A 22,572-nucleotide genomic window follows, 5' to 3' on the forward strand; every position below is an offset into this window, starting at 1 on the left:
AATAAAAATCGCGGTAACAGTTTAATAATTGTTACCGTGATTTTTTTAATTATTCACGGGCGGTGAAAACTGTGACTGCGACTGAAAACTATTCAAACAACTCCCCCCTGTGCGGTTTCAAGGCATCCCTTACGGCTATCATGTTTTCATCAGTTACAACCATATAAGCAATGGCATGCATATCGTTAAGGATGGTAAACCCTGTAATATTAAGCGGAAGTTTTTCCATCACAATAAATTCCTTTAAATGAATTTCATGGTGCTCAGCTGTTTTAGCTGCTGCCGGTCCGCGGAAATCCCAGATCAATTTTATTTTTCTTGACATAATTTTGTAGTTACAAAGCTGCAAAGGTACAAAGTTTGAGTTGCAAAGTAATACAGTCGCAAAGCGGCAAAGTTTAATGTCCTAAATTCCATACATAACTGAGCTTCGAAGAAGCATCATGTCTATAGCGAATAAAATTGGCACTCAAAATGGGTTCAAAGAGTAGCATGTTTTATAGGTTTAAGGATACACCACGCCTGTAGCTTCTTCTGCAAAATTCCATAATTTTTTGGCTTCAGCCTCATCAAGGGCTATAGGTAATAATTCAGCTTTTGCAGGATAGCCACGGAGTCCGCCATCCTGGTCGGGGCCTATAAAATCATTACCATTTATATCGGTACTAATTGCTGCAAAAAGCGATGGTAAGGCACCCTGCCATGCCGGCATTAGTGGGCCATATATTTCTACAATACTGTCAAATTCTTCTCCACTAATATTACGGGCAAGATCAGTCTGCGTAACACCGGGGTGCGAGGCAACCGAAAGTATGCTGTCGCCTGCATTATCTATGCGGCGTTGTAGTTCGTTGGTAAAAAACAGGTTGGCTAATTTACTTTGCGCATATTCGCGGTTGGGGTCATAGTCTTTTTCCAGTTTAAGATTACTGTAATCTATGCTGCCCAAACGGTATACAAGGCTGCTAACGGTAACAATACGCGATTGCGGCGTGGCCTTTAGCAACGGGTATAAATGCCCTGTAAATGCGTAATGCCCTAATACATTAGTGCCAAACTGAAGTTCGAAGCCCTGTGCCGTTTTAGATGCCGGTGGCACCATAACGCCTGCATTATCAATAAGTAAATCAAGTTGTGTATGGTTACTTTTAAAAGTGTCGGCGGCCTCTTTTACTGAGTTTAAATCGGAAAGGTCAAGGTGTAAAACTTCTACCGTTCCGTTTGACGCAATCTTTTGTATAGCTTCTGCCGCTACATTGGCTTTTTGTAAATCACGGCAGGCTAAAATCACGTTGGCTCCTTTTTCGTAAAGTGCCAAAGCTGTTTCATAACCTATACCGGCATTGGCTCCTGTAACTATAACTGTTTTTCCTGATTGGTCTGGTATATTCTCTTTTGTCCACATAATATAAAATTTATAGGGTACAAAGTTAAAACGGGAACACTGGTTACGAGGTACGGGTGCGAAACCAAAAACTATACAATACAATCAATTCTCTTTCCTGAAAGCTCCCGGGGTAAGCAAAGTATGCTCCTTAAAAAATATGGAGAAATGGTTAGGCTCTTCAAAACCCAGGCATCGGGCTATTTCTGCAATGGCCCAGTTAGTGGTTTTAAGTAAAACCTTAGCTTCATGAACTATGCGGTCTCTTATAAGCTGCGATGTGGTTTGTCCGGTAGCCTGTTTCAGCGCTTTATTTAAATGGTTTACGTGCATGTTTAGTTTTCCTGCAAAATCGGATGGTGATTTTAGCAGTACCACATCTTCAATACTTTCAATGGTAAACTGACGCTCTAAAAGATCGGTAAATAATGTTGCTATACGCTCAGAAGCGTTAGAAGCACTTACTGCAATGCCTGTTTCAGGTTGTAGTTTTTGTGCTTCGTGAATAACCTCCATTAGCAAATTCCGTAAAAAATCATACTTATAGGTGTAGTCACTTTGCAACTCATTTTCCATTTTAATAAATAAGCTTTCGAAATTTTTATACTGTGCCGCGTTGAGTAATACAACAGCCTTATCCGGGCTGCTAAAAACAGGGAAGTCTTTAATAGCTGCATATCTGTTAAATAATGCTTCGGTAAAAACACATACATAACCCAGTTGTTTTTTGCTTATTACTTCCCATTTATAAGGCACAACAGGATTAGTAAATACAAGGGCATAACCATTTACAACAATACTCCTGTCGGCATAATGCACAATGCAGTCACCATTTACAAGGCTCACTTTAAAAAAACTGCGGCGGCTGTAACTGGTATGCTTTGGTTTGCCTTCGGTTACAAGGTCTTCAACTTTAATGATGTTGAAATGCCCCATGCCCACGTTGTTTTCTGAAGGAGATTCGCCCAGTAACTGTTTATATAGACTATTTAAATTTATAAAATCTGCCATATTGCAAAAGTACGAAAATCAAGTGGTTGGGTTTTTAAGATTTTTCATTTTATGACTAAGTAGGGCAGAATGTAAATTTTGTTGCTATAAAAGAAAAAGATATTCTATTTTTGAAAAACAACAACCCATCATAATGAAAAACCTCATCGCGATAGCACTGTTCGCAACCTCAATATCTTTTGCGCAACAGCTAACATTAGACCGTGCCAATGGCCTTGCCAAACTTCCGCTTAAATGCCTGCAACAGGAATATCCTAACAAGTTAGGGCAAATGCTTATAGACTCTACCGAGATTGCCGCGCCTAAAGTACTGCACCCTGCTTTTTATGGCTGTTTCGACTGGCATTCGTCCGTACACGGGCACTGGAGTTTAGTATATCTGCTAAACCATTTTCCTGATTTAAATAACAGGCAGGAAATAATCAACAAGCTAAAAGTTAACCTTTCTAAGCAAAACATACAGCAGGAAGTGGCTTACATGACTAAGGCCCACGAAAAATCTTTTGAGCGTACTTACGGTTGGGCGTGGGTGCTTAAACTTCAGTTGGAACTTGAAGTTTCTAAAGAACCGTTTGCGAAAGAGCTGGCCGCTAATTTACAACCGCTTACTGCTTTGGTAATTCAGCGCTACATAGAGTTTTTGCCAAAGCTTAACTACCCGTTGCGTGTGGGTACGCACCCTAATACTGCCTTTGGAATGGCCCTGGCATGGGATTATGCCCTGCATGCAAACAACGTTGCCCTGCAAAACAGCCTGCGCGATAATGCCCTGCGCCTTTTTAAAAATGATGCCGACTGCCCTTTTGCCTGGGAACCCAGCGGTACCGACTTTCTGTCGCCATGCCTTGAAGAGATCGCTATTATGCAACGCGTTATGCCCGACAAAGATTTCCTGAAATGGCTTAAAGATTTTGCTCCGGCACTATTTAGTAAAAACTATAAATGGGAACCCGGCAAAGTATCCGATCGTAGCGACGGACACCTCGTGCACCTTGACGGGCTTAACTTTAGCCGCGCCTGGAACCTGTACCATCTTGCCAAACAATACCCTAAACAATTAGGCCATCTTAGAACCCTTGCCGATGCGCACCTTAACTTTTCGTTGCCTGCTATTGTAGATGGTAACTACGAAGGCGAGCACTGGCTGGCAAGTTTTGCATTACATGCATTTGAGGAAAAGTAGTAAGTGTTTAGTGTTCAGTCTCAGTTTGCAGTAGCTTCATTTAGACTTAGTATTTAACATATACTATGAATTCATAATTTTGCAATCGGCAAGAGTGTAGCGGCTTCCCTTTCCTTCGGAGAGGGGTTGGGGAGAGGATTAATCATTAAGACTTGTGTCCTTAAAAGCAAAGCGTCCATCCTGGTGTTCCTTGTGAAAACACTTTGTGCACTTAGTGGTTAAATTGATCTATCGCAACAAAAAAAATAATCACTATTTTTGCGCCATGCTAAGAGAACTCCAGATACAGGTAGCCCCCGAAATAGCCGCACAGCAGGAACTGCTAACGGCGCACGTTGCCCAGCTTATGCAGGTTAAACCCGCAGACATAAACCATATTACAATTATAAAACGCTCTATAGATGCCCGCCAGAAATCGGTTAAGGTTAATCTTAAACTTGGGGTGTATTATAAAGAACAATATGTAGAAAAAGCAACGCCGCTACCTGATTATAAGGATGTAACCAATGCGCCCGAGGTAATAATTATTGGCGCAGGCCCGGCAGGATTGTTTGCCGCTTTGCAACTTATAGAGCTGGGTATAAAACCTATAGTTTTAGAGCGTGGCAAAGATGTGCAGGAACGCCGCCGTGACCTTAAGGCCATTAACCGCGACCATATTGTAGACGAAGATTCTAATTACTGCTATGGCGAGGGTGGGGCAGGAACCTACAGCGACGGTAAGTTATATACACGCTCTAAAAAGCGTGGCGATGTAGACCGTATACTTCAGTTATTTGTAGCTTTTGGCGCTGCCGATGATATTCTTGTTGAAGCGCATCCGCATATTGGTACCAATAAATTGCCAAAGATCATTGCATCCATGCGCGAAAAGATAATCGAATTTGGCGGGCAGGTATTGTTCAATACCCGTGTAACAGATATTTTGGTTAAAAATAGCGAAGTGCAGGGCGTGGTAACCCAAAAAAGCGATACTATAAATGCAAAAAAAGTAATACTGGCAACCGGCCACAGTGCACGCGATATTTTTGAGTTATTAGATCGCAAGAAGATATTTATAGAGGCAAAACCTTTTGCGCTTGGCGTTAGGGCAGAGCATCCGCAAAGCCTTATAGACAGCATACAGTACAGCTGCGATTTTAATACCGGCCGTGGCGAATTTTTACCTCCCGCGCCTTATGCAATTGTTAAGCAGGTAGGCGGCCGTGGTATGTATTCGTTTTGTATGTGTCCCGGCGGTGTAATTGCTCCCTGTGCCACCAGCCCCGGTGAGGTGGTTACTAATGGGTGGAGCCCCAGTAAACGCGACCAGGAAACGGCAAACTCCGGTATTGTGGTAGAGCTTAAGCTGGAAGATTTTAAACCGTTTGCCAAATTTGGTGCCTTGGCCGGAATGGAATTCCAGAAAAGCATCGAGCAGCAGGCATGGCATGTAGGGGGCGAAACCCAGCGGGTACCCGCACAGCGCATGGTAGATTTTACCCAAAGCAAAGTATCAGCAGACATCCCTAAAACGTCTTACGTTCCCGGAACCACTCCCGCCGAACTGGGCAGGGTTTTCCCCGGTTTCCTTACGCAGATATTACGTGAAGGATTTACCGAATTTGGTAAATCTATGCGTGGTTACCTTACTAATGAGGCTATACTACATGCGCCCGAATCGCGTACCTCATCGCCGGTACGTATTCCCCGCGACCCTGAAACTTTAGAGCATGTACAAATTAAAGGCCTTTACCCTTGTGGCGAAGGAGCCGGTTATGCAGGCGGAATTATCTCGGCTGCCATTGATGGCGAGAAGTGTGCGCTGAAGTGTGCGGATTTGATTTAAAATAATCAAGTCTATTTCCATATCGTGTCATAATCTGTAATTAGAGCTCTCATTAACATCTCTCCATTACCGCCCAAACCATCATTTTTCAGACCAAGGTCTTTTCTCATTTCTACCATTATTTTGGTCATAAATTCTAACGTCTTTTTAGTATCGGCATTTTCGTTAGGCTTATATATATGTTGGAAATAGTTAGAAAATGCTTTAATTACGCTTGGAGAAGCATATAGGACATATTTTTTATAAAAATCGTAAAGTTCTTTCATCAAGTTAGCCGTTGTTTTAGCCTTGCCTATTTTTGAATCAGCAAATATATCTATAACTAAATTGACATATTGCTGATAAAGTATTCTTCTCTCTTTCGTTATCTCATTTGTTATTTCTTTTTTCTTCTCAATGCTGTATTTAAAAAGGTAACCGATTGCGGCTCCAATAAGAGGCAAAAATATAGATAGTAATGTAATTATAGTATTAGTATTCATTAATTTATTAGTTAGGAAATAATTAAAAATCCGTTTTAAGTTGTTCTACTGACAAAATTCTACTAGTTAACCTTTTTACTTCATCATGAGGATATTTTCCTTTAATTCGCTCTAATGATCTAATTAGAACATCTCTTTCTGATTCCGCTTTTACAATAATGTAGCTGATATCTTCTGGAGTAAACGCTAATCTTTCATTTTCAATTTTTGTATTATTTTTTGCTTTCGCACTTTTAATTCTATTTTCATTATTATCAAAATTGATTATGTTTCCGAAAATTAAGGATTCATGACTTGTGTCTAAAACGTATCTCCATTCTCTTTCGTCTGAAAATCTGTAGTTTAAAATTATTTTTTTTCTAAATCTAACTAAATTACCTTGGTAATTCTTAATATATCTAACAATATCTAAGGTCCTTTTTTCATTTTCATCTAAGTCAGTTATTTTGTTTTTTCCATCGATTAGCCTTGATATTAGATGTACCGAAATATTATTAGAGAGGCTAGAGCTTTTATCTAAATATAATACGGGATTAAGCCCATTTTTTTCAGCCCACGTTTTTTTTAAACCTAATCCATATGAACCATAACTGTCAATATGGTTTAATATTTGTGAAAATGGTATATCACAAAATGAAACCATTGGAATCAATACATCAATGCTCTTTAGTGTTGAATGTATTGTCTCACGGCAATATTTTATTTTGAAATTACCCTCCAAGATACCTTTCAGTGAAGAAAAATTTTTTGTAAAGTGTATGATTGAATTTGAACTTAGTCCCATGATTATTATTAGTTTATCAGCTAATTTAACCATTTAATTGTAAGAATATAATTTTTTAGAAAGTATATATTACATACAGTCTTTAGGTTATGATGTGATTTTTTTATATAAATCATATGGACTTAGAACAAAAAATCCCCTTTACACTTTCGTCCAAAAGGGATTCTCACAAAACAACTTTGGGTTAGTTATTTGCTAAGCCATGCCAGTAAATCGGCAAACATGGCCTTATTTATTTCGTGGCCGGCACCGGCATATTCATGATAATCTGGTGTAAGGCCGTGCTCTTTTAAATAAGCTCTGGCAGCGTGTGCCCAGTCTATGGTAAGCACATTATCTGCAGTGCCGTGAGATATAAATATATCCAATTTTTTAAGTTTGGCATCCGGGGCTGCAAACGGTTTAATTTCGGGCAGCAACCTCCCACTCATTACGGCAATGCCCTTTACAAGTTCGGGGTGGGTAAGGGCAATGCTGTAGCTCACAATGCCGCCCTGGCTAAAACCGCACAGGTAAACCTGGTTGGCATCAAAGCTAAACTTTTGCTGCATTTGGCCTATAAGGTAATCAACAGCTTGCGGCTTGCTTCCTGTTCTTCAAAATTCATGTTGGGCTTGCCGTCTTTAAAATCTACGTGAAACCAGCCATAACGGTTTGCTCCCAGCGTTAAAGGCCCCCTTGCCGAAATGACAAGGTATTTATCGGGCAGGTTTTGGGCAAAGCTAAAAAGGTCTTTCTCGTTGCTGCCCACGCCATGCAGTAAAAATAGTACGGGTGGGTGTGCCGCTTTTATTTTGGGTTGGCGCACAAGGTAGTGCAAAGCTTCTGTAGTGGTTTGTGCCTGCATAGTTAGGGCAAATAATAAAGTTATAAGTAATTTCATGGCTTATCCTATTTTAACCGAAGTCATGGTGAGTGATCCCGCCACGGCCTTATCGTTAAAGATGCTCACGTTCTCGTTCTCACCTTTAAGAGCAAGGGTATACAGCAGCGGCAGGTAATGTTCCGGCGACGGGATAGCCTTTTCAAACGCTTTACCCTGGCTCTTAAAGTTGATGAGCTGCTTGTGGTCGCCACTTTTTATAAAGCCTTTCATTTTCTCGTTAGCCTCTACAGCCCAGTCAAACCCAAAATTATCGGTATGGATGTTCTTCCAGTCCATAAGCCCCAGATTATGCACAATGTTGCCACTGCCTATAATAAGGATGCCTTTTTTACGGAGTGCAGCCAGTTGTTTGCCAAGGTCATAATGGTATTGCGGCGGCTTGGTATAATCAATACTGAATTGTATAATAGGCACATCGGCATTAGGGTACAGGTGTTTAATGACCGACCATGCGCCATGATCAAGTCCCCACTTGTCATCCAGCCCAATACTTATAGAGGTAATAAGTTCTTTAGTTTGCTGTGCCAGCGCCGGGCTTCCGGGTGCATTGTACTGCACGTCGAACAGTGCCTTTGGAAATCCGCCAAAATCGTGAATGGTAGGCGGGTTTTTCATGGCTGTTACAAAGGTGCCACGCGTTTCCCAGTGCGCAGATACACATAGTATGGCAACAGGTTTAGGTATTTCTTTAGCTATTTTTCTAAAATTAGCTACAAATTCATTTTCTTCAATAGCATTCATAGGGCTGCCATGGCCTAAAAACAGGGCAGGCATAATTTGTGTAGCGGCTAAGCTGCCGGTTAGCTTACCTAAATCAGCTAACTGTACTGCTGCACCGGCAAGAGGCAGTGCGCTAAGAGTTTGTAAAAATTGCTTACGGTCCATAATAATCGGTCTCCTTTTATTTACAATACAAAGGTCGCTATTAAACAGGGCAGTGTGGTATTACTTTTTGGTAAAAGAGTAGTAGATTTTGGAAGAAAGCTAACTATAGGCAATGGGCAATTTGCAATGACCAAAAAAGTATTTAATAATTTAAAATTTAAAAACTAAAGTATTATCAATTGCGTGTTTTATAATTTTGCCTATTGCCTATTGCCTATTGCCTATTGCCTATATAATTTTCTGCATCTCTTCCCTAAACTGGCTTGGCGTCTGGCCGGACCGTTTTTTAAAAACGCTTGTAAAGTAAGCTTTTTCGTTATAACCCAGTTCGTAACCAATTTCAGATATTGGTTTGTCAGTATGTATCAACAGGTTTTTAGCTTCAATAAGTTTGCGGGTCTCAATAATTTCCGATACGCTTTTTTGTAAAATATTCTGGCAAATTAGGTTGAGGCTACGCGCCGTCATAAATAGTTTTGATGCGTAAAATTCGACACCTTTAGCCCTTCGAAAGTTTTCTTCCAGCAAGGCTAAAAAGTTTTTAAAGGTAATATTGTTGGTTTTTAATGTGTCGTTGCTGTTCTCACCATCTATCTTTTTCCGTTCAGATTCTACCATGGCAAACAGGGCAGATAGTAAATGTTGTATAACAGGATAGTCAGGCACGTGAGCCAGCATTTCATTATGCATCATATCGCACAGTGCTGCCATACGGTTAAAACAGTTACCCTTTTGTGTACTTATGGTGGCATAGTCATGGTAAAAACTGTAGAGCCTAAAAGTAGTGTCAGGTATAAACTCGCTCGCAAAGCGTATTACCCACATGTCGCAACGGTCATTATTTAACCCTGGCCTCACGCGATGTATTTTGCCTTTAGTAATAAAACTTACAAATGGTGCAGTGTAAGTCTCGGTCTTAAAATCTATAAAATGTTCCAGCACACCCTCTATCCCAATAATCAGTTCCTCAAAATCATGATTATGCGGCTTATTAGGCTGCGTTTCTATGCGTAGGGCTTCTTCGGGGGTAAGGCGATATATTTTAAAGAGTGGGGTCAATGGGAGAAATTGCTTTACGTGAATGGGAAAAATAGTATAAGCCGATTGTAAGGTTAACCAGTGGTATTACAATGTTTAGATAAAATACGAGGTGGTTTTCTGAATAAAAAAATATTGCAATAATTTGCAGTACTCCAGGCAATAAGAAAGTAACAAATTTTTGTTTTGACTGCCAAAAATATATAAGGTTAAGCACACTTGCAATTATTATGTTGAAGGCTAACATTGTTAACAAAAATAACATTCCCTGACCGGGGCCGTCAATCATAAACCAGACAAAAAACTCAACCGTGCCGGTTAGCAACAGCAGTATTAAACTTGTCATATATTTTTTTTTGCCGGTCATGGTAAATGCTTAGGGTATGAAAAAGCTAATATAAACATTCCCTGACAATGTAAGGTAAAATAGCACTTCTAACATTTTACTACTACCGATCTTGTTATAAACTGATAAAAAAACCTCCGCTTTTGCGGAGGCTAAAATAATAAAACTAAACTATTTTTTCTTTTCTGTGGGCCATACAAAACCGGTACTTTCGGCTATAGGCTTAATAGGCATAATGCTGCGGTGGCTGGTTATTTTGCCATCTTTAAGCGTGTAAATTTCGGCATCTTTAAATTTAAACGATTTGCCCGTAGGTTTCTGCCCTTTAAAATCGCCTTTCCAGGTGCCGCTCCAGTCAGATACTACAACAACATCATTTCCATCACTATAGTATTTATCGTTCTCAATTTTAAAATCAGGAAAAGCAGTAGCCCATTCTTTTTGATACACTATAAGAGAGTCGGTGCCTTTAAATTCTTCAGGTTCAAAAGAGCCGTCACCATATTCGGTAAAGCTTTCGGCATGATTTTTAAAAATATTTGGTATGTCATTTTTAACATACGCTTTATTCATTTTTTTAACAGTGGCTATATTTTTATCTGCGGTAGTACTACTGTCAGCAGTGGTACCGTCAGTCGAAACATCTACCGAAACATTTTTTTTACACGATACGGCCATAAGGGAGCATAGAGTAAAGGCAAAAAGCAAAGATTGTTTTTTCATTGTGGTGTAATTTACTGGTTAATAGGTAAATGTATTTAATTATGGAGGTTTTGGCAATACCTAATAATAGGTATTTTTAGTATGTTGAAGCACAATGGTATACCTAAGTAAACTTTCATTTTTTTTGAACGATTATTAACATGATAACAAGCATGTTGTGTTTATTTAGATATTAAATTTGTTATACACTTAATTGTTTTAGCGTCAGGGTTAATCTGAATCTAAAAACATAAATCTGAAATTAATTATGGCTACAAAAAAAATAATAACTACAGAACCCCTACAGTTTAATAAAGCTGACATTATAGAAAGATACACAGACTATTGCCTTATGCACGGGCATAAGCCTGCCACGGTTTATAAGTTTGCAAAAGAGAATGGTTTTGAAGAAGCCGATTTTTATAAATACTTTGCGTCTTTCGATTCGCTGGAACGTTTCTTTTTTGTAGAAATGTTTAACCATGCCCTTGAAACACTTGAACAGTCGCCCACTTACAATGACTTTACAGGAGTAGACAAATTATCGGCATTTTACTTTACCTTCTTCGAGATCGCTACGGCAAACAGGAGTTATGTGCTGTACAGCCTGGAAGAAGGCGGGTCGCCGGGTAAAAACCTGCTTAAGCTTAAAGAGCTTCGCAAAGAGTTTACCGTATATGCACAGGCAATTTTAGATAAGCCATTTGATATACCTAACCAGCGTGCCGATAAATTTCAGGGCGATGCATTGCGCGAGGCAGCATGGCTTCAGTATTTATCCATCTTTAAATTTTGGATAAAAGACACATCGCCAGGTTTTGAAAAGACCGATATTTTTATCGAAAAATCGGTTAAGGCATCGGCAGATCTGGTGTACAATTCACCGCTTAAAAGCCTGTTCGACCTTGGGAAATTTATTTATAAAGAAAAATTTACGGCATAACCCTATATGAAAAGATTAGATTCTATCCCCACAAATAAGATTGACAGGGTGGCCAAACTGGTTACCACAGGTGTGAAGGTAGGGGGGAATTACCTTAAATATTACGGGAACAAAATGGTTAACCCGGAGCTAACCAAAGACACCCTGCACCAAAACAATGCCGCCGATATTTATGACGGCCTTAAAGAGCTTAAAGGCAGTGCACTTAAAGTAGCCCAAATGCTTAGTATGGAAAAAAACCTGCTGCCGCAAAGCTATGTAGAAAAGTTCTCGCTGAGCCAGTTTTCTGTACCGCCTTTATCGGCACCGCTGGTTATAAAAACCTTCAGGAAATATTTTGGTACAGACCCGCATGTATTGTTCGACGAATTTAGTGCCGACTCTATAAATGCAGCAAGCATAGGGCAGGTGCACAAAGCTAAAAAAGACGGTAAGGAGCTGGCGGTAAAAATTCAGTATCCCGGAGTGCGCGACAGCATTAGTACAGATATTGCCATTGTAAAACCTATTGCCATACGCATGTTTAATCTTCAGGGAACATCTGATGAGTATTTTCAGGAGATTGAAGATAAGTTAACCGAAGAAACCGATTATACTTTAGAGTTACAGCAAAGTGAGTTTGTGCGTGAAGCCTGCGAACAGATAGAAAACATAAGGTTCCCTAAATATTACCCTAAGCTTTCGTGCGAAAAGATAATTACAATGGACTGGATGGAGGGCATTCACCTATCTGAATATTGTAAAGAAAACCACAGCCAGGAAGAACGTGATACAATAGGGCAGGCTTTGTTTAATTTTTATATGTTCCAGATACATAAGTTGAAATTTTTTCATGCCGATCCGCATCCCGGTAATTTCCTTGTAGATAATAAGGGACAACTTATTGCAATAGACTTTGGGTGTATGAAAAAAATACCCGATTCGTTTTACATTCCGTATTTCGAACTGATAGAGAAAGGCACGTTAGAGAATGAAGCACTATTCAGGGAAAAACTGACCGAGCTCGAAGTGCTTAAAGCAAATGATTCTCCTGCCGATGCCGACTTTTTTGCAGCGTTGTTTAAAGACCTGCTTACAGTTTTTACAAGGCCTTACCAAAGTGAAACATTCGATTTCTCTGATAAAAGCTTTACCGATGCTATTGCTGCCTTGAGCGAAAAGTTTGCCAACGATAAAACCCTTCGCAAAATGAACGGTAACCGCGGTTCTAAACATTTTATATATGTAAACCGCATGTTCTTTGGATTATACAGCCTCCTTGCCGACCTGGGTTCTATCATAAAAATAAATGATTATGAAAAGTACCACTTACAAGGGCAACAAGAGCTATCTGCCGTCTAAGCCCTGCGCTACATGCGGCCGGGAATTTACCTGGCGCAAAAAGTGGGAGAAAAACTGGGATGAGGTAAAATACTGCAGCGATGGTTGCAGGAAATCTAAATAATTTTAACCACAAATTTCACGAATTTTGAATTGTGAAATTTGTGGTTTTTCTTTTTAATCTTTGTGTCTTTTATGTAACTCCAAAATTTATCGGTATTATATCAGTGATGATTTGTGAAATTAGTGTCTAACTATCAATCTCATGTTTATCTCTGTGAAATTGCCGACAACAAAAAGTTAAACCACTTCATTTTCGCAAAGTTTTTCTTATTTTTGAAAGCTATTTGCAATTATGGAAGAAGAACAAGTAATACTGGTAAATGACAGGGATGAAGCCATAGGGCTGATGCCAAAAATGGAAGCTCATGAAAAAGCATTGCTGCACCGTGCATTCTCAGTTTTTGTGCTTAACAAAAATAACGAGATCATGTTGCAACAGCGTGCTGCCGAAAAATACCATTCGCCCCTGTTATGGACCAATACTACCTGCAGCCACCAGCGCGACGGCGAAAGCAACATTGCCGCAGGCACCCGCAGGTTACAGGAAGAAATGGGTTTTACCACAGAGCTTAAAGAGCTGTTCTCTTTTATATACAAAGCCCCGTTTGATAATGGCCTTACAGAGCATGAGTTTGACCATGTTATGATAGGCTACTATAATGATGCACCGCAGATAAACCCCGAGGAAGCCGAAAGCTGGAAATGGATGGCTATTGAGGATGTAAAAGACGATATGCAGGCCAACCCCGATAGTTATACCGTTTGGTTCAGGATCATATTTGATGAGTTTTACCATTTTTTAGAGCAGGCCCCCTAACCCCCAAAGGGAGAATAAAGACAACAGGCTAAGCCTGGCTCTGTGTCCTGATAAAACCTTTTTAATCAATATAAAACGATGTCTCTATGTGGTAAAATAAGCATATAGAAATAATTAGTGAAATTCGTGTCTAAGAAAATATGAAAGTAACCGTAAGCAGAAGCGCCCACTTTAACGCTGCCCACCGCCTGTACCGAAAGGACTGGACAGAGGAGCAAAACAATGCTGTTTTCGGTAAATGCAATAACCCTAACTATCATGGGCATAATTATGAACTGATTGTGGGTATAACCGGAGAGGTAGACCCGGAAACAGGCTATGTTATTGATATTAAAATATTAAAGGATATTATTGCCGATGAGGTAGAAACTCCTTTTGACCATAAAAACCTTAATCTTGATGTGCCGGAGTTTGCCGACCTTAACCCTACTGCCGAGAATATTGTGGTAGTAATATGGAACAGGATGCGCAGCCGCATAAACCCTGCACACGATATTGAGGTAACCCTGTATGAAACACCAAGAAATTTTGTAACCTATAAAGGAAACTAAACCAAAAAACTTACTATGAGCATAAAATTGTACCCACTGGTATTTGAACCCATACTGCAGGACAGGATTTGGGGAGGCACTAAACTTAAAACCGACCTTGGCAAAAACATCCCTACGCAAACTACCGGCGAGAGCTGGGAACTGTCTACCGTGCAGGATAACGTTAGTGTTGTAAAACAGGGCGAGTATGCGGGTAAACCATTAACCGATTTGTTAGAGCAATTTCCTGCTGAGGTGCTGGGTACTAAAGTGCACGAACAGTTTGGCACGCAATTCCCGTTACTGTTTAAGTTTTTAGATGCTAAAGAAGATCTTTCCATTCAGGTACACCCTAACGATGAGCTGGCTAAAAAACGCCACAACTCTTTTGGCAAGACCGAAATGTGGTATGTAATGCAGGCCGATGAGGGTTCGCGCATTATTGTGGGCTTTAAAGAAAAATCGAGCCCGGAAGAATACCTGGATAAGCTTAAAAATAAAAACCTGATAGACATCCTTAATGAGCAGCCGGTAAAAAAAGGTGATGTTTACTTTTTAGAAACCGGAACTATACATGCTATTGGTGCAGGTATCGTTATTGCCGAAATTCAGCAAACGAGCGATATTACGTATCGTATTTATGACTGGGACAGGGTAGATGCTAACGGTAACGGCCGCCAGCTGCATGTTGAAGAGGCGCTTGAAGCCATGAACTACAACCCCACCGATACTAAAAAAGAGTACACAAAAAATATTAACGAAAGTAACGTAACGGTTGATTGCCCATACTTTACCACAAACTATTTTCCGCTTGAGGGAAGTGCAGATATTACTAAAGACGGCAAGAGTTTTAATGTGTATATATGCACAGAAGGTGAATATAGCATTGATGCAGAGGGCGAAACCTATAGTTTTAAGAAAGGTGATACAGTGCTAATTCCTGCGGCTTTAAAGGCTTTTACGCTTAACGGCAGGGCAACATTGTTAGAAATATATATTTCTTAACAAATTAGTGAAGGATAAATCGTAGTTTTGCGGCTGAAATTAAAATCATTAAGAAATGGCAAGTGTTAAAAATTTAAAGAAAGATATCAATTTTGTATTAGGCGATATCATCGAAGCAGTATATATTACTGAATTATCTGCTGGTGGTGAGGCTACTGATAAATCAGAAGCGCTTATAGACGAGGCTATTACAACTTTTGACAGCCTTATCAAAGAGGTTAACGCTAAAAATGTTGAAAATAAAAAAGCACACTTTAAGCAAATAAGTAAAAAGCTGGAAGAGTCTGCTAACCAACTTATTGGAAAGCTACAGACACTTTAAGCGAAAAATATCAATAAAAAGTGCAAATATCATTTTGGAAATTTAAAATCTACTATTATATTTGCACCCGTATTGAGAATGCCGGTGTAGCTCAGTTGGCTAGAGCAGCTGATTTGTAATCAGCAGGTCGTGGGTTCGAGTCCCTCTATCGGCTCAATAAAAAACCGCTTCAGGAAACTGAGGCGGTTTTGTCGTTTAGGAGGGAATGATGTGTTAATTATTATGGTTCAATTTATAAAAATGTCACGCAAAGGCGCAGAGGCGCAAAGCGGGAATGTATAAGCTGGTGTGTCTCATCGACTGTTAAGTCGCAAAGCTTTGTTACTTACCAGTCGCTTTTAGCACAGCACGGTGCTTTTTAGCTTGCGACTCTGAGCCTTTGCGTGACAAAATAATTTTAGGATATTTGGCTGCTTAAATATATTGATTACCCTTTCCAGGTAATATAAACTACATCGCTGGTATTGTCCCAATTAATTACCATAGTATCTTTGACTACTTTTTTAATTACGCCTGTACTTTTATAATCGGCATACATAACGGTAAGTGTGTCATGTTTAAGAGTATAAGGCATATTGCCATCGCCATCATGATCCACCACATAAAACGATTTTTTTGTTAATTCAAAATCAGCATGCGGTCCATTATTGTCTAAAGTCCAGATACCGTACAGGCTTTCCGGGTTGTATTTAGGATTAATGACAGTATTCTGTAAAACGGTTTCCTTTATTGTTTCAGGAGCTGCTTTGGTAACAACAATTGTATCGCTAACTTTCTTTATAGTGGTTTCTTTTTGTTCTTTAGCACATGATGCAAGCAGTAAGCATAAGCTTATGGGTAATAAAAACTGTTTCATGAAAAATTAAAAAAAAATGATGGTTTATTGCAGTTAACATTTTATGCCAATTTACACATTAAAAGCTATTTGCGTATTGCAGTCAATGATTTTGTAATGTTTGTGCTAAAAAAATAACACCACAATACATAATAATGCTTTGAATATTAAAAAACCTTGTTATATTTGCACCCGTATTGAGAACGCCGGTGTAGCTCAGTTGGCTAGAGCAGCTGATTTGTAATCAGCAGGTCGTGGGTTCGAGTCCCTCTATCGGCTCAATAAAAAAACCGTTTCAGGAAACTGAAGCGGTTTTGTAGTTTTATTTCTTTTCTAACAAAAATTGAACTCGTCTTTTTCGGGACGTGCTATAAAAATCTTTTGATTTTAATTTGTTCCCCTTGTAAATTAATTCCCTTGTAAAGTTGGATTCATAATGGTATCTTATAAAAAAGTCGTGCATTGTAATTTCTACTTCTTTTAAATGAGCCAAATTATTAAGCTCTAATTTATTAAATCCGTAAATTGCTATTGATGGATTCGGATCTTCTTCAAATATTTTTTTAGGAATTGTAATGTTGCCTGATTCAATATCGCTGTAATAAAATGTGTCCTTGTATCGTAGAGTTGCAAAGGCAGGTGAACTTGCACTGTCTTTAAATGTTATTTGTAATGTATCACTTGTTTTAGCAGTATCATAAATTTGGTTTATCCTTTTTTGTGTATGCCTGTCATAAGATTCTCCAAATACGAATGCTATTTTATTACCTTTTATTGTAAACGTACCATATCCGTACCAGATTTGCATGTCGTCTGTACTAAATTTATGTTCAAATGTTTTTGTTTTTGGATACAGATAGTAATAGTTGCTAAACATAGATGCATCTTTTTGGGAATAAATAAGAGTATCCTGTGCATTACACATTGACGCAAATAAAAAGAGCTGAAATAGATTAAGTATTTTCATGAATTGTGGAGTAAATTCAAATATAAAGCTTTTTGGTGCAGTTTTAATTATTAATAATAGTTTAAAGTTAAAATTAATTTTAACTTTGTTTAGTTTTATATTAATTTTATTTATATTTGTTGTTATATAATTTAAGTGTTATGCAATTATCTAAACTTCCTGTTACATGTCCCAGTTGCAGCAGCGGCCTTAATGTATCGCAGCTTACGTGCCCATCGTGCAGTACACAGGTGTCAGGGATGTTCTCACTACCAGGATTAGTGCGCCTGCCCGAAGATGACCAGGCCTTTATACTGCAGTTTTTTTTAACCAGCGGCAGCCTTAAAGAGATGGCTTCGCGGTTGGGTATAAGCTACCCCACGGTGCGCAACCGCCTGGACGACCTTATAGCCAAACTAAAAACCATTATGCCACAAGAATAAACCAACCTTACCTCATGAAGAAAATTATTATTAACCCTTTTGAAAAATTTACCGAAATCCAGCTTTTTATACTGGGCGTTGCGTTAACCGTTGGCGGCAGCCTGTTAAGCTACCTGCTTAAATGTCGTGTAGACGGTGTACTGCATATAGGTGCAGGAATAAACGTAACCATAGCCCAGTCGTTTATAGATAGTGGCATAGCTACTTTTTCCCTGTTCATAGTATTCTATGTATTAGGACTCGTCATTAATAAAAAAACAAGGCTTATAGATATTTTAAATACCGTACTTATAGGGCGCAGCCCTATGTATTTGCTTACCCTGGGTAATGTAAACGGCCTTATTAATACTATGGATAAGGGAGCGGCTTCTGCCAATACTGTAGCTACAAATTTTTCGCCTGTAGAATATGCCGGCCTGCTGTTCTTTAGCTTGTTCGCTATATGTTTTTTAGTATGGATTGTCGCCTTGCTATATAACGGCTTTAAAACCGCTACCAACTTAAAATCTACCACACATAAAATAGCATTTGGCGTAAGTATCTTTTTTGCCGGCATAGTTGCCGAGATTATTGTGTATTCTATTAACTACTAATATATCATCATGAAAAAATCATTCCTCTTACTTGTCCTTCTTTTTAGTACGGTGCTTACAGCGCAGGATATTACCGGAGCATGGCATGGCCTGCTCACTTTTCCGGGCGGCAAGCTGCGCATAGATATTAACATTACAAAACCGGCTACCGGCTATGCGGCAACTATGGATAGCCCTGACCAGAGTGCGAAAGACATACCGGTTACAACTATAGATTTTATGAGCAATACGCTTACGTTTGCCATACCTGCCGGAAATATTGATTATAAGGGAGAACTTTTAAACGGTGAGTTTGTAGGGACTTTTACGCAAAACAACTATCCTATGGCACTAACACTTGGCCGTAAAGAGGTTAAAGTAGCAGCACTGGTACGGCCACAGGAGCCTGTTAAGCCCTACCCGTACTATGAGGAAGCTGTAACATTTAAAAATGAAAAAGCAGGAATTACTTTTGCGGGTACACTTACATTGCCTAAAAAAGAAGGTGCTAACTATCCTGCTGTAATCTTAATAACCGGTAGTGGCCCACAAAATCGTGACGAGGAACTTTTAGGGCACAAGCCGTTCCTTGTGCTGTCAGACTATCTTACGCGTAATGGTATTGCGGTATTAAGATATGACGACAGGGGCACAGCAGCATCCGGCGGGGAATTTGAAGGTGCTACCGCGGCTGATTTTGCAACAGATGCCGAGGCTGCGTTTAACTACCTGCTTACCCGTAAAGAAATAAATAAAAAAAAGATAGGGCTTGCCGGGCATAGCGAGGGTGGTGTTATTGCCCCAATAGTTGCGGGTAATAACCCTAATGTTGCCTTTGTAGTACTTATAGCGGGTACAGGTATACCGGGAGATGAGCTTATGGTACTCCAAAATTTCCTTATAAATAAAGCTGGTGGCATGCAAGAGGAAGAACTTAACAAAATGAGCGTTATTCTTAAAAATGCCTATAGCGTTATTAAAACAGAAAAAGACCAGGCTGCCATGAAAGTAAAAGTAACCGCAGTATTTAATGAGCAGCTAAGGCCGTTGTTTATTTCTAAAGGTATTCCGGCAGCACAGGTAAACGAGCTTATTACCGCACAGGTAGATGACCTTACATCGCCATGGTTTACTTACTTTTTAAGGTATAACCCTGCGCCTGCCATAGAAAAACTAAAATGCCCTATACTGGCCATTAATGGCGAGAACGATTTGCAGGTGCCTTATAAAGCTAATCTTGATGCCATAAAGCGTGCAGCTGATAAAGGCGGGAATAAAAAAGTAACCATAAAATCATTCCCGGGCTTAAACCACCTGTTCCAAACGAGCGCCACAGGGTTGCCGTCTGACTATGGCGATATCGAAGAAACTTTTGCCCCTGCTGCATTGGCCGAAATATCAGGATGGATACTTAAACAGGTAAAATAGTATGCATGGTTTACAAATCTAAAATAGGGGTGGGCATGGTTAGTGTGCTTGCAGTAGTATACACTGCCTGCTCGCTCCTTATGCTTTTTGATGATTCCTGGCCGGCAATACTAATTATAACCCCTGTTTTTGTTCTTGTGGCATATACGCTTTTTACAACCCGTTATATTGTGGAAGGAGAAAATCTAACTATAAAATCGGGGCCTTTTTACAACAAAATTTTTAGTATAAAAGCATTCCGGAAAATTGTAAAAACAAACAGCCTCATTACCGCTCCGGCATCATCTACAGATCGTATTGAGCTATTTTTTAATGGCTACGACAGCGTGGTTATTTCACCAAAAGATAAAGACGCTTTTATAAATCATTTAAAAAGTATAAACCCTGCTATTGTTTATGAGGGTTAAAAAGGCTTCGAACTAAATTATGGATTATGAAAAAAGTATACCCGTCTAAAATAGGAGTGTGGCTTATGGTTATTTTAATAACGGCAACGGTGCCGGGCTTTTATGCTGCAATTGCAAAACAAGACTATGCAGGTTTGCCCGTATTAATAATTGTTACCATTTTTGTAGTGCACCTTATAGCTACAACACGCTATACAATAGACGGTATTATGTTGCGCGTGCAAAGTGGGTTTATCGTTAATAAAAAAGTAAGCATTACAACTATTAGCAAAGTTGTGGAAACATATAATCCCATTAGCTCTCCGGCAGCCTCTTTAGACAGGCTTCAGGTATATTATAATAACGGCACAGTTATAATTTCTCCAAAAGACAAAGCGGGTTTTATAGGTCATTTGCAGTCTGTCAATCCCAATATTGTATTTGTACCCAGAAATAAAAAGGGGTAATATTTACGTTTAAGCTGCTGTACCGATATTTTTTTATCTTTAGGGTGTAACAAATCGAAGGGCATTTCGACTTACATGTAACAAGAAACCTAATTTATGAAAAGAATAATCTGTACGCTGGCTTTAGCGTTAGCCATGGGCACTGTAGCCCATGCCCAGAAAAGCAAAGACGTTAAGGTAAGTATAGACCTTAAAGATGTTAAAGATGACAAAGTACTGGTAACGGTTATTCCGCAGCCTTTTACCACAGATGTTACTACATATTACATTCCTAAAACCGTACCGGGAACCTACAGCGTAGATAATTACGGCACTTTTATAGAAGCTTTTAAGGCATTTGATAAGAATGGCAAAGAGCTTACTGTTACTAAAGGCGATGAAAATTCATGGAATATTACCGGAGCGAAAAAACTGGCTAAAGTAACTTACCTTGTTAACGACAGCTACGATAACGAGTCGGAAAAAGAAGATCCTATTTTCTCGCCATCGGGTACAAATATTTTGGCAAACCAAAACTTTGTGCTTAACACACATGGCTTTGTTGGCTATTTTAAAGACAGGACAGAGGTGCCTTATGAAGTTACCATTACACACCCTGCTACGCTTTGGGGCGCTACATCTATGGTAGACACCAATGCAGCTACAGATGTGGATGTGTTTACAGAGCCACGCTATCCAGCCCTTGTAGAGCACCCAATAATGTACTCTAAGCCGGATTATACTACATTTACTGTAGATGGTATGGAGATACTTATAAGCGTGTATTCGCCTACCGGTAAAGTATCGGCCAAAGAAATTACTCCGGCAATGGAGAAAATGATGAGGGCTCAGAAAAAATTCCTTGGGCCTATAAACAGCACAAAAAAATATGCGGTTCAAATTTACCTTTCTACAGGAGGTAAAGATGATGCAACGGGCTTTGGCGCGTTAGAACATCCTACATCTACCACGGTGGTACTGCCGGAACAAATGCCTATAGAGCAGCTTGAAGAAACATTAAAAGATGTAGTTTCTCACGAGTTCTTTCACATTGTAACGCCACTTAGCATACACTCTAAAGAAATACAGTTCTTTGATTATAACAATCCTAAAATGAGCGAGCACCTTTGGATGTACGAAGGTGTAACCGAATATTTTGCTAACCTTTTTCAGGTTAACCAGGGGCTTATAGATGAAGATGCTTTCTTTACCCGTATTGCCGAGAAAATTGCCGGTGCAAAAAGGTTTGATGATACTATGCCGTTTACTAAAATGAGTAAAAATGTATTAGAAGAACCATACAAGGCTGCTTATGTAAATGTGTATCAAAAAGGTGCGCTTATTGCAATGTGTATAGATATACAAATGCGCGAAAGCAGCAATGGGCAAAGAGGTATACTTAGCCTTATGCAGGCATTAAGCAAAGAGTATGGTAATAACAAACCGTTTAACGACGAAGATTTGTTTGCTAAAATAACATCACTAACATATCCTGCCGTTGGCGAATTCTTAAAAACATACGTTGCAGGCCCTACGCCAATACCTTATGATACCTATTTTGCTAAAATGGGTGTTACAAAAACCATGATAAAAAAACCGGGCAACCCGTTTATAAAAGGAGAAACAGAACCTTATATTACGGTTAATCAGGGTAAAGAAATATTTTTAAGGCCGGATATAGAGCCTAATGAATTTTTTAAAACACTTGGTATAGCAAAAGGCGATGTTATACTTGCTATTAACGATACGGCTTATAACCTTGATAATATTTATGATATGATCACGGCAAGCACAACGTGGAAAGATGGCGAGGCTATAAGTGTAAAAATTAAACATGATGGTAAGGAAAGTGTTGTGAAAGGAAAAGTGAAACTGCCTGTAGATGAGGTAGAAGGCTATCATGCTACCGAGGCTTCTAAAGCTAAGCTTAGGGAAGCATGGCTTAAAGGTTAATAAATAACCATTTTATTGGCATATTATTAAGAAT

The 22,572-nt window shown here is 39.3% G+C and carries 28 protein-coding genes and 2 tRNA genes; 17 read left to right on the forward strand and 13 right to left on the reverse strand.

Features of this window, described 5'->3' with window-relative positions:
• Window positions 1-88 precede the first annotated feature (88 nt).
• The 3 genes from F565_RS0112415 to F565_RS0112425 form a co-directional block, all read right to left on the reverse strand.
• Window positions 89-325, reverse strand: a complete 237-nt coding sequence (locus F565_RS0112415; protein WP_020213561.1) for a hypothetical protein — start codon at window positions 323-325, stop codon at window positions 89-91.
• 180 nt (window positions 326-505) lie between these two features.
• On the reverse strand, window positions 506-1,405 hold the full coding sequence (locus F565_RS0112420) for an oxidoreductase (protein WP_020213562.1): 900 nt from the start codon (window positions 1,403-1,405) through the stop codon (window positions 506-508).
• An 84-nt stretch (window positions 1,406-1,489) separates the two neighbouring features.
• A complete protein-coding gene (locus F565_RS0112425) occupies window positions 1,490-2,395 on the reverse strand; it encodes a helix-turn-helix domain-containing protein (RefSeq protein WP_020213563.1) in 906 nt (301 codons plus the stop codon).
• Between the two features lie 133 nt (window positions 2,396-2,528).
• Here F565_RS0112425 and F565_RS0112430 point away from each other — a divergent pair, with 133 nt between their 5' ends.
• Window positions 2,529-3,578 carry a DUF2891 domain-containing protein gene (locus F565_RS0112430; RefSeq protein ID WP_020213564.1) on the forward strand — a complete coding sequence of 350 codons (1,050 nt, stop codon included), beginning with the start codon at window positions 2,529-2,531 and terminating at the stop codon, window positions 3,576-3,578.
• Window positions 3,579-3,843: 265 nt separating this feature from the next.
• Complete coding sequence (locus F565_RS0112435; RefSeq protein WP_020213565.1) at window positions 3,844-5,406, forward strand: NAD(P)/FAD-dependent oxidoreductase; 1,563 nt, start codon at window positions 3,844-3,846, stop codon at window positions 5,404-5,406.
• An 11-nt stretch (window positions 5,407-5,417) separates the two neighbouring features.
• Here F565_RS0112435 and F565_RS0112440 read toward each other — a convergent pair whose 3' ends face one another.
• From F565_RS0112440 to F565_RS22405, 8 genes are all read right to left on the reverse strand, one after another.
• Window positions 5,418-5,888 carry a hypothetical protein gene (locus F565_RS0112440; RefSeq protein ID WP_020213566.1) on the reverse strand — a complete coding sequence of 157 codons (471 nt, stop codon included), beginning with the start codon at window positions 5,886-5,888 and terminating at the stop codon, window positions 5,418-5,420.
• Window positions 5,889-5,910: 22 nt separating this feature from the next.
• Window positions 5,911-6,672, reverse strand: a complete 762-nt coding sequence (locus tag F565_RS0112445) for an abortive infection system antitoxin AbiGi family protein (RefSeq protein WP_169336025.1) — start codon at window positions 6,670-6,672, stop codon at window positions 5,911-5,913.
• 188 nt (window positions 6,673-6,860) lie between these two features.
• Window positions 6,861-7,223: an alpha/beta hydrolase gene (locus F565_RS23095; RefSeq protein ID WP_020213568.1), complete on the reverse strand. Its 363-nt coding sequence runs from the start codon at window positions 7,221-7,223 to the stop codon at window positions 6,861-6,863.
• A 5-nt stretch (window positions 7,224-7,228) separates the two neighbouring features.
• The gene (locus F565_RS23100) at window positions 7,229-7,555 is read right to left on the reverse strand and encodes an alpha/beta hydrolase (protein WP_197062231.1); all 327 of its coding nucleotides are present in this window, start codon (window positions 7,553-7,555) and stop codon (window positions 7,229-7,231) included.
• A gap of 3 nt (window positions 7,556-7,558) precedes the next feature.
• The gene (gene ygiD, locus F565_RS0112455) at window positions 7,559-8,443 is read right to left on the reverse strand and encodes a 4,5-DOPA-extradiol-dioxygenase (protein WP_020213570.1); all 885 of its coding nucleotides are present in this window, start codon (window positions 8,441-8,443) and stop codon (window positions 7,559-7,561) included.
• Between the two features lie 228 nt (window positions 8,444-8,671).
• Complete coding sequence (locus F565_RS0112465; protein ID WP_020213572.1) at window positions 8,672-9,502, reverse strand: helix-turn-helix domain-containing protein; 831 nt, start codon at window positions 9,500-9,502, stop codon at window positions 8,672-8,674.
• On the reverse strand, window positions 9,486-9,848 hold the full coding sequence (locus tag F565_RS0112470) for a hypothetical protein (protein ID WP_020213573.1): 363 nt from the start codon (window positions 9,846-9,848) through the stop codon (window positions 9,486-9,488). The genes F565_RS0112465 and F565_RS0112470 overlap by 17 nt, the downstream gene beginning before the upstream one ends.
• A 150-nt stretch (window positions 9,849-9,998) precedes the next feature.
• Window positions 9,999-10,550, reverse strand: a complete 552-nt coding sequence (locus tag F565_RS22405; protein ID WP_052110522.1) for an ester cyclase — start codon at window positions 10,548-10,550, stop codon at window positions 9,999-10,001.
• A 247-nt stretch (window positions 10,551-10,797) separates the two neighbouring features.
• Between F565_RS22405 and F565_RS0112480 the strand changes: the two genes are divergently transcribed.
• The 8 genes from F565_RS0112480 (at window position 10,798) to F565_RS0112510 (ending at window position 15,683) form a co-directional block, all read left to right on the forward strand.
• Window positions 10,798-11,472: a TetR/AcrR family transcriptional regulator gene (locus tag F565_RS0112480; RefSeq protein WP_020213575.1), complete on the forward strand. Its 675-nt coding sequence runs from the start codon at window positions 10,798-10,800 to the stop codon at window positions 11,470-11,472.
• 6 nt (window positions 11,473-11,478) lie between these two features.
• Complete coding sequence (locus F565_RS0112485) at window positions 11,479-12,813, forward strand: ABC1 kinase family protein (protein WP_020213576.1); 1,335 nt, start codon at window positions 11,479-11,481, stop codon at window positions 12,811-12,813.
• Window positions 12,767-12,916 (forward strand): DUF2256 domain-containing protein, encoded by a 150-nt coding sequence (locus tag F565_RS22685; protein WP_081621338.1) that lies wholly within the window; start codon window positions 12,767-12,769, stop codon window positions 12,914-12,916. Before F565_RS0112485 ends, F565_RS22685 begins: the two co-directional genes overlap by 47 nt.
• Window positions 12,917-13,147: 231 nt before the next feature.
• A complete protein-coding gene (gene idi, locus F565_RS0112490) occupies window positions 13,148-13,672 on the forward strand; it encodes an isopentenyl-diphosphate Delta-isomerase (RefSeq protein WP_020213577.1) in 525 nt (174 codons plus the stop codon).
• Between the two features lie 140 nt (window positions 13,673-13,812).
• A complete protein-coding gene (locus F565_RS0112495) occupies window positions 13,813-14,223 on the forward strand; it encodes a 6-pyruvoyl trahydropterin synthase family protein (protein WP_020213578.1) in 411 nt (136 codons plus the stop codon).
• A 15-nt stretch (window positions 14,224-14,238) separates the two neighbouring features.
• Window positions 14,239-15,207 (forward strand): type I phosphomannose isomerase catalytic subunit, encoded by a 969-nt coding sequence (locus F565_RS0112500; protein ID WP_020213579.1) that lies wholly within the window; start codon window positions 14,239-14,241, stop codon window positions 15,205-15,207.
• A gap of 55 nt (window positions 15,208-15,262) precedes the next feature.
• Complete coding sequence (locus F565_RS0112505; protein ID WP_020213580.1) at window positions 15,263-15,529, forward strand: hypothetical protein; 267 nt, start codon at window positions 15,263-15,265, stop codon at window positions 15,527-15,529.
• A gap of 80 nt (window positions 15,530-15,609) precedes the next feature.
• Window positions 15,610-15,683, forward strand: a tRNA-Thr gene (locus F565_RS0112510).
• A 273-nt stretch (window positions 15,684-15,956) separates the two neighbouring features.
• On the opposite strand, the gene F565_RS0112515 is transcribed toward F565_RS0112510, so the two are convergent.
• A complete protein-coding gene (locus F565_RS0112515) occupies window positions 15,957-16,385 on the reverse strand; it encodes a hypothetical protein (protein WP_020213581.1) in 429 nt (142 codons plus the stop codon).
• A 184-nt stretch (window positions 16,386-16,569) separates the two neighbouring features.
• Here F565_RS0112515 and F565_RS0112520 point away from each other — a divergent pair.
• A tRNA-Thr gene (locus F565_RS0112520) sits at window positions 16,570-16,643 on the forward strand.
• Between the two features lie 43 nt (window positions 16,644-16,686).
• Here F565_RS0112520 and F565_RS0112525 read toward each other — a convergent pair.
• Window positions 16,687-17,331, reverse strand: a complete 645-nt coding sequence (locus F565_RS0112525; RefSeq protein ID WP_154652601.1) for a hypothetical protein — start codon at window positions 17,329-17,331, stop codon at window positions 16,687-16,689.
• 140 nt (window positions 17,332-17,471) lie between these two features.
• On the opposite strand from F565_RS0112525, the gene F565_RS0112530 reads away from it, so the two are divergent.
• The 6 genes from F565_RS0112530 (at window position 17,472) to F565_RS0112555 (ending at window position 22,538) form a co-directional block, all read left to right on the forward strand.
• Window positions 17,472-17,753: a DUF2089 family protein gene (locus F565_RS0112530; RefSeq protein WP_020213583.1), complete on the forward strand. Its 282-nt coding sequence runs from the start codon at window positions 17,472-17,474 to the stop codon at window positions 17,751-17,753.
• Between the two features lie 14 nt (window positions 17,754-17,767).
• Window positions 17,768-18,346, forward strand: a complete 579-nt coding sequence (locus F565_RS22410) for a hypothetical protein (protein ID WP_020213584.1) — start codon at window positions 17,768-17,770, stop codon at window positions 18,344-18,346.
• 9 nt (window positions 18,347-18,355) lie between these two features.
• Window positions 18,356-19,753: an alpha/beta hydrolase family protein gene (locus tag F565_RS0112540; RefSeq protein WP_020213585.1), complete on the forward strand. Its 1,398-nt coding sequence runs from the start codon at window positions 18,356-18,358 to the stop codon at window positions 19,751-19,753.
• A 5-nt stretch (window positions 19,754-19,758) separates the two neighbouring features.
• Window positions 19,759-20,160 (forward strand): PH domain-containing protein, encoded by a 402-nt coding sequence (locus F565_RS21595; RefSeq protein WP_051087090.1) that lies wholly within the window; start codon window positions 19,759-19,761, stop codon window positions 20,158-20,160.
• A 26-nt stretch (window positions 20,161-20,186) separates the two neighbouring features.
• Window positions 20,187-20,606 carry a PH domain-containing protein gene (locus F565_RS21600; RefSeq protein ID WP_020213587.1) on the forward strand — a complete coding sequence of 140 codons (420 nt, stop codon included), beginning with the start codon at window positions 20,187-20,189 and terminating at the stop codon, window positions 20,604-20,606.
• A 96-nt stretch (window positions 20,607-20,702) separates the two neighbouring features.
• A complete protein-coding gene (locus tag F565_RS0112555) occupies window positions 20,703-22,538 on the forward strand; it encodes a M61 family metallopeptidase (RefSeq protein ID WP_026300036.1) in 1,836 nt (611 codons plus the stop codon).
• The last annotated feature ends 34 nt before the right edge of the window (window positions 22,539-22,572 follow it).

Origin of the sequence: Flavobacterium rivuli WB 3.3-2 = DSM 21788, assembly GCF_000378485.1 — a bacterium.
Lineage (GTDB): Bacteria > Bacteroidota > Bacteroidia > Flavobacteriales > Flavobacteriaceae > Flavobacterium > Flavobacterium rivuli.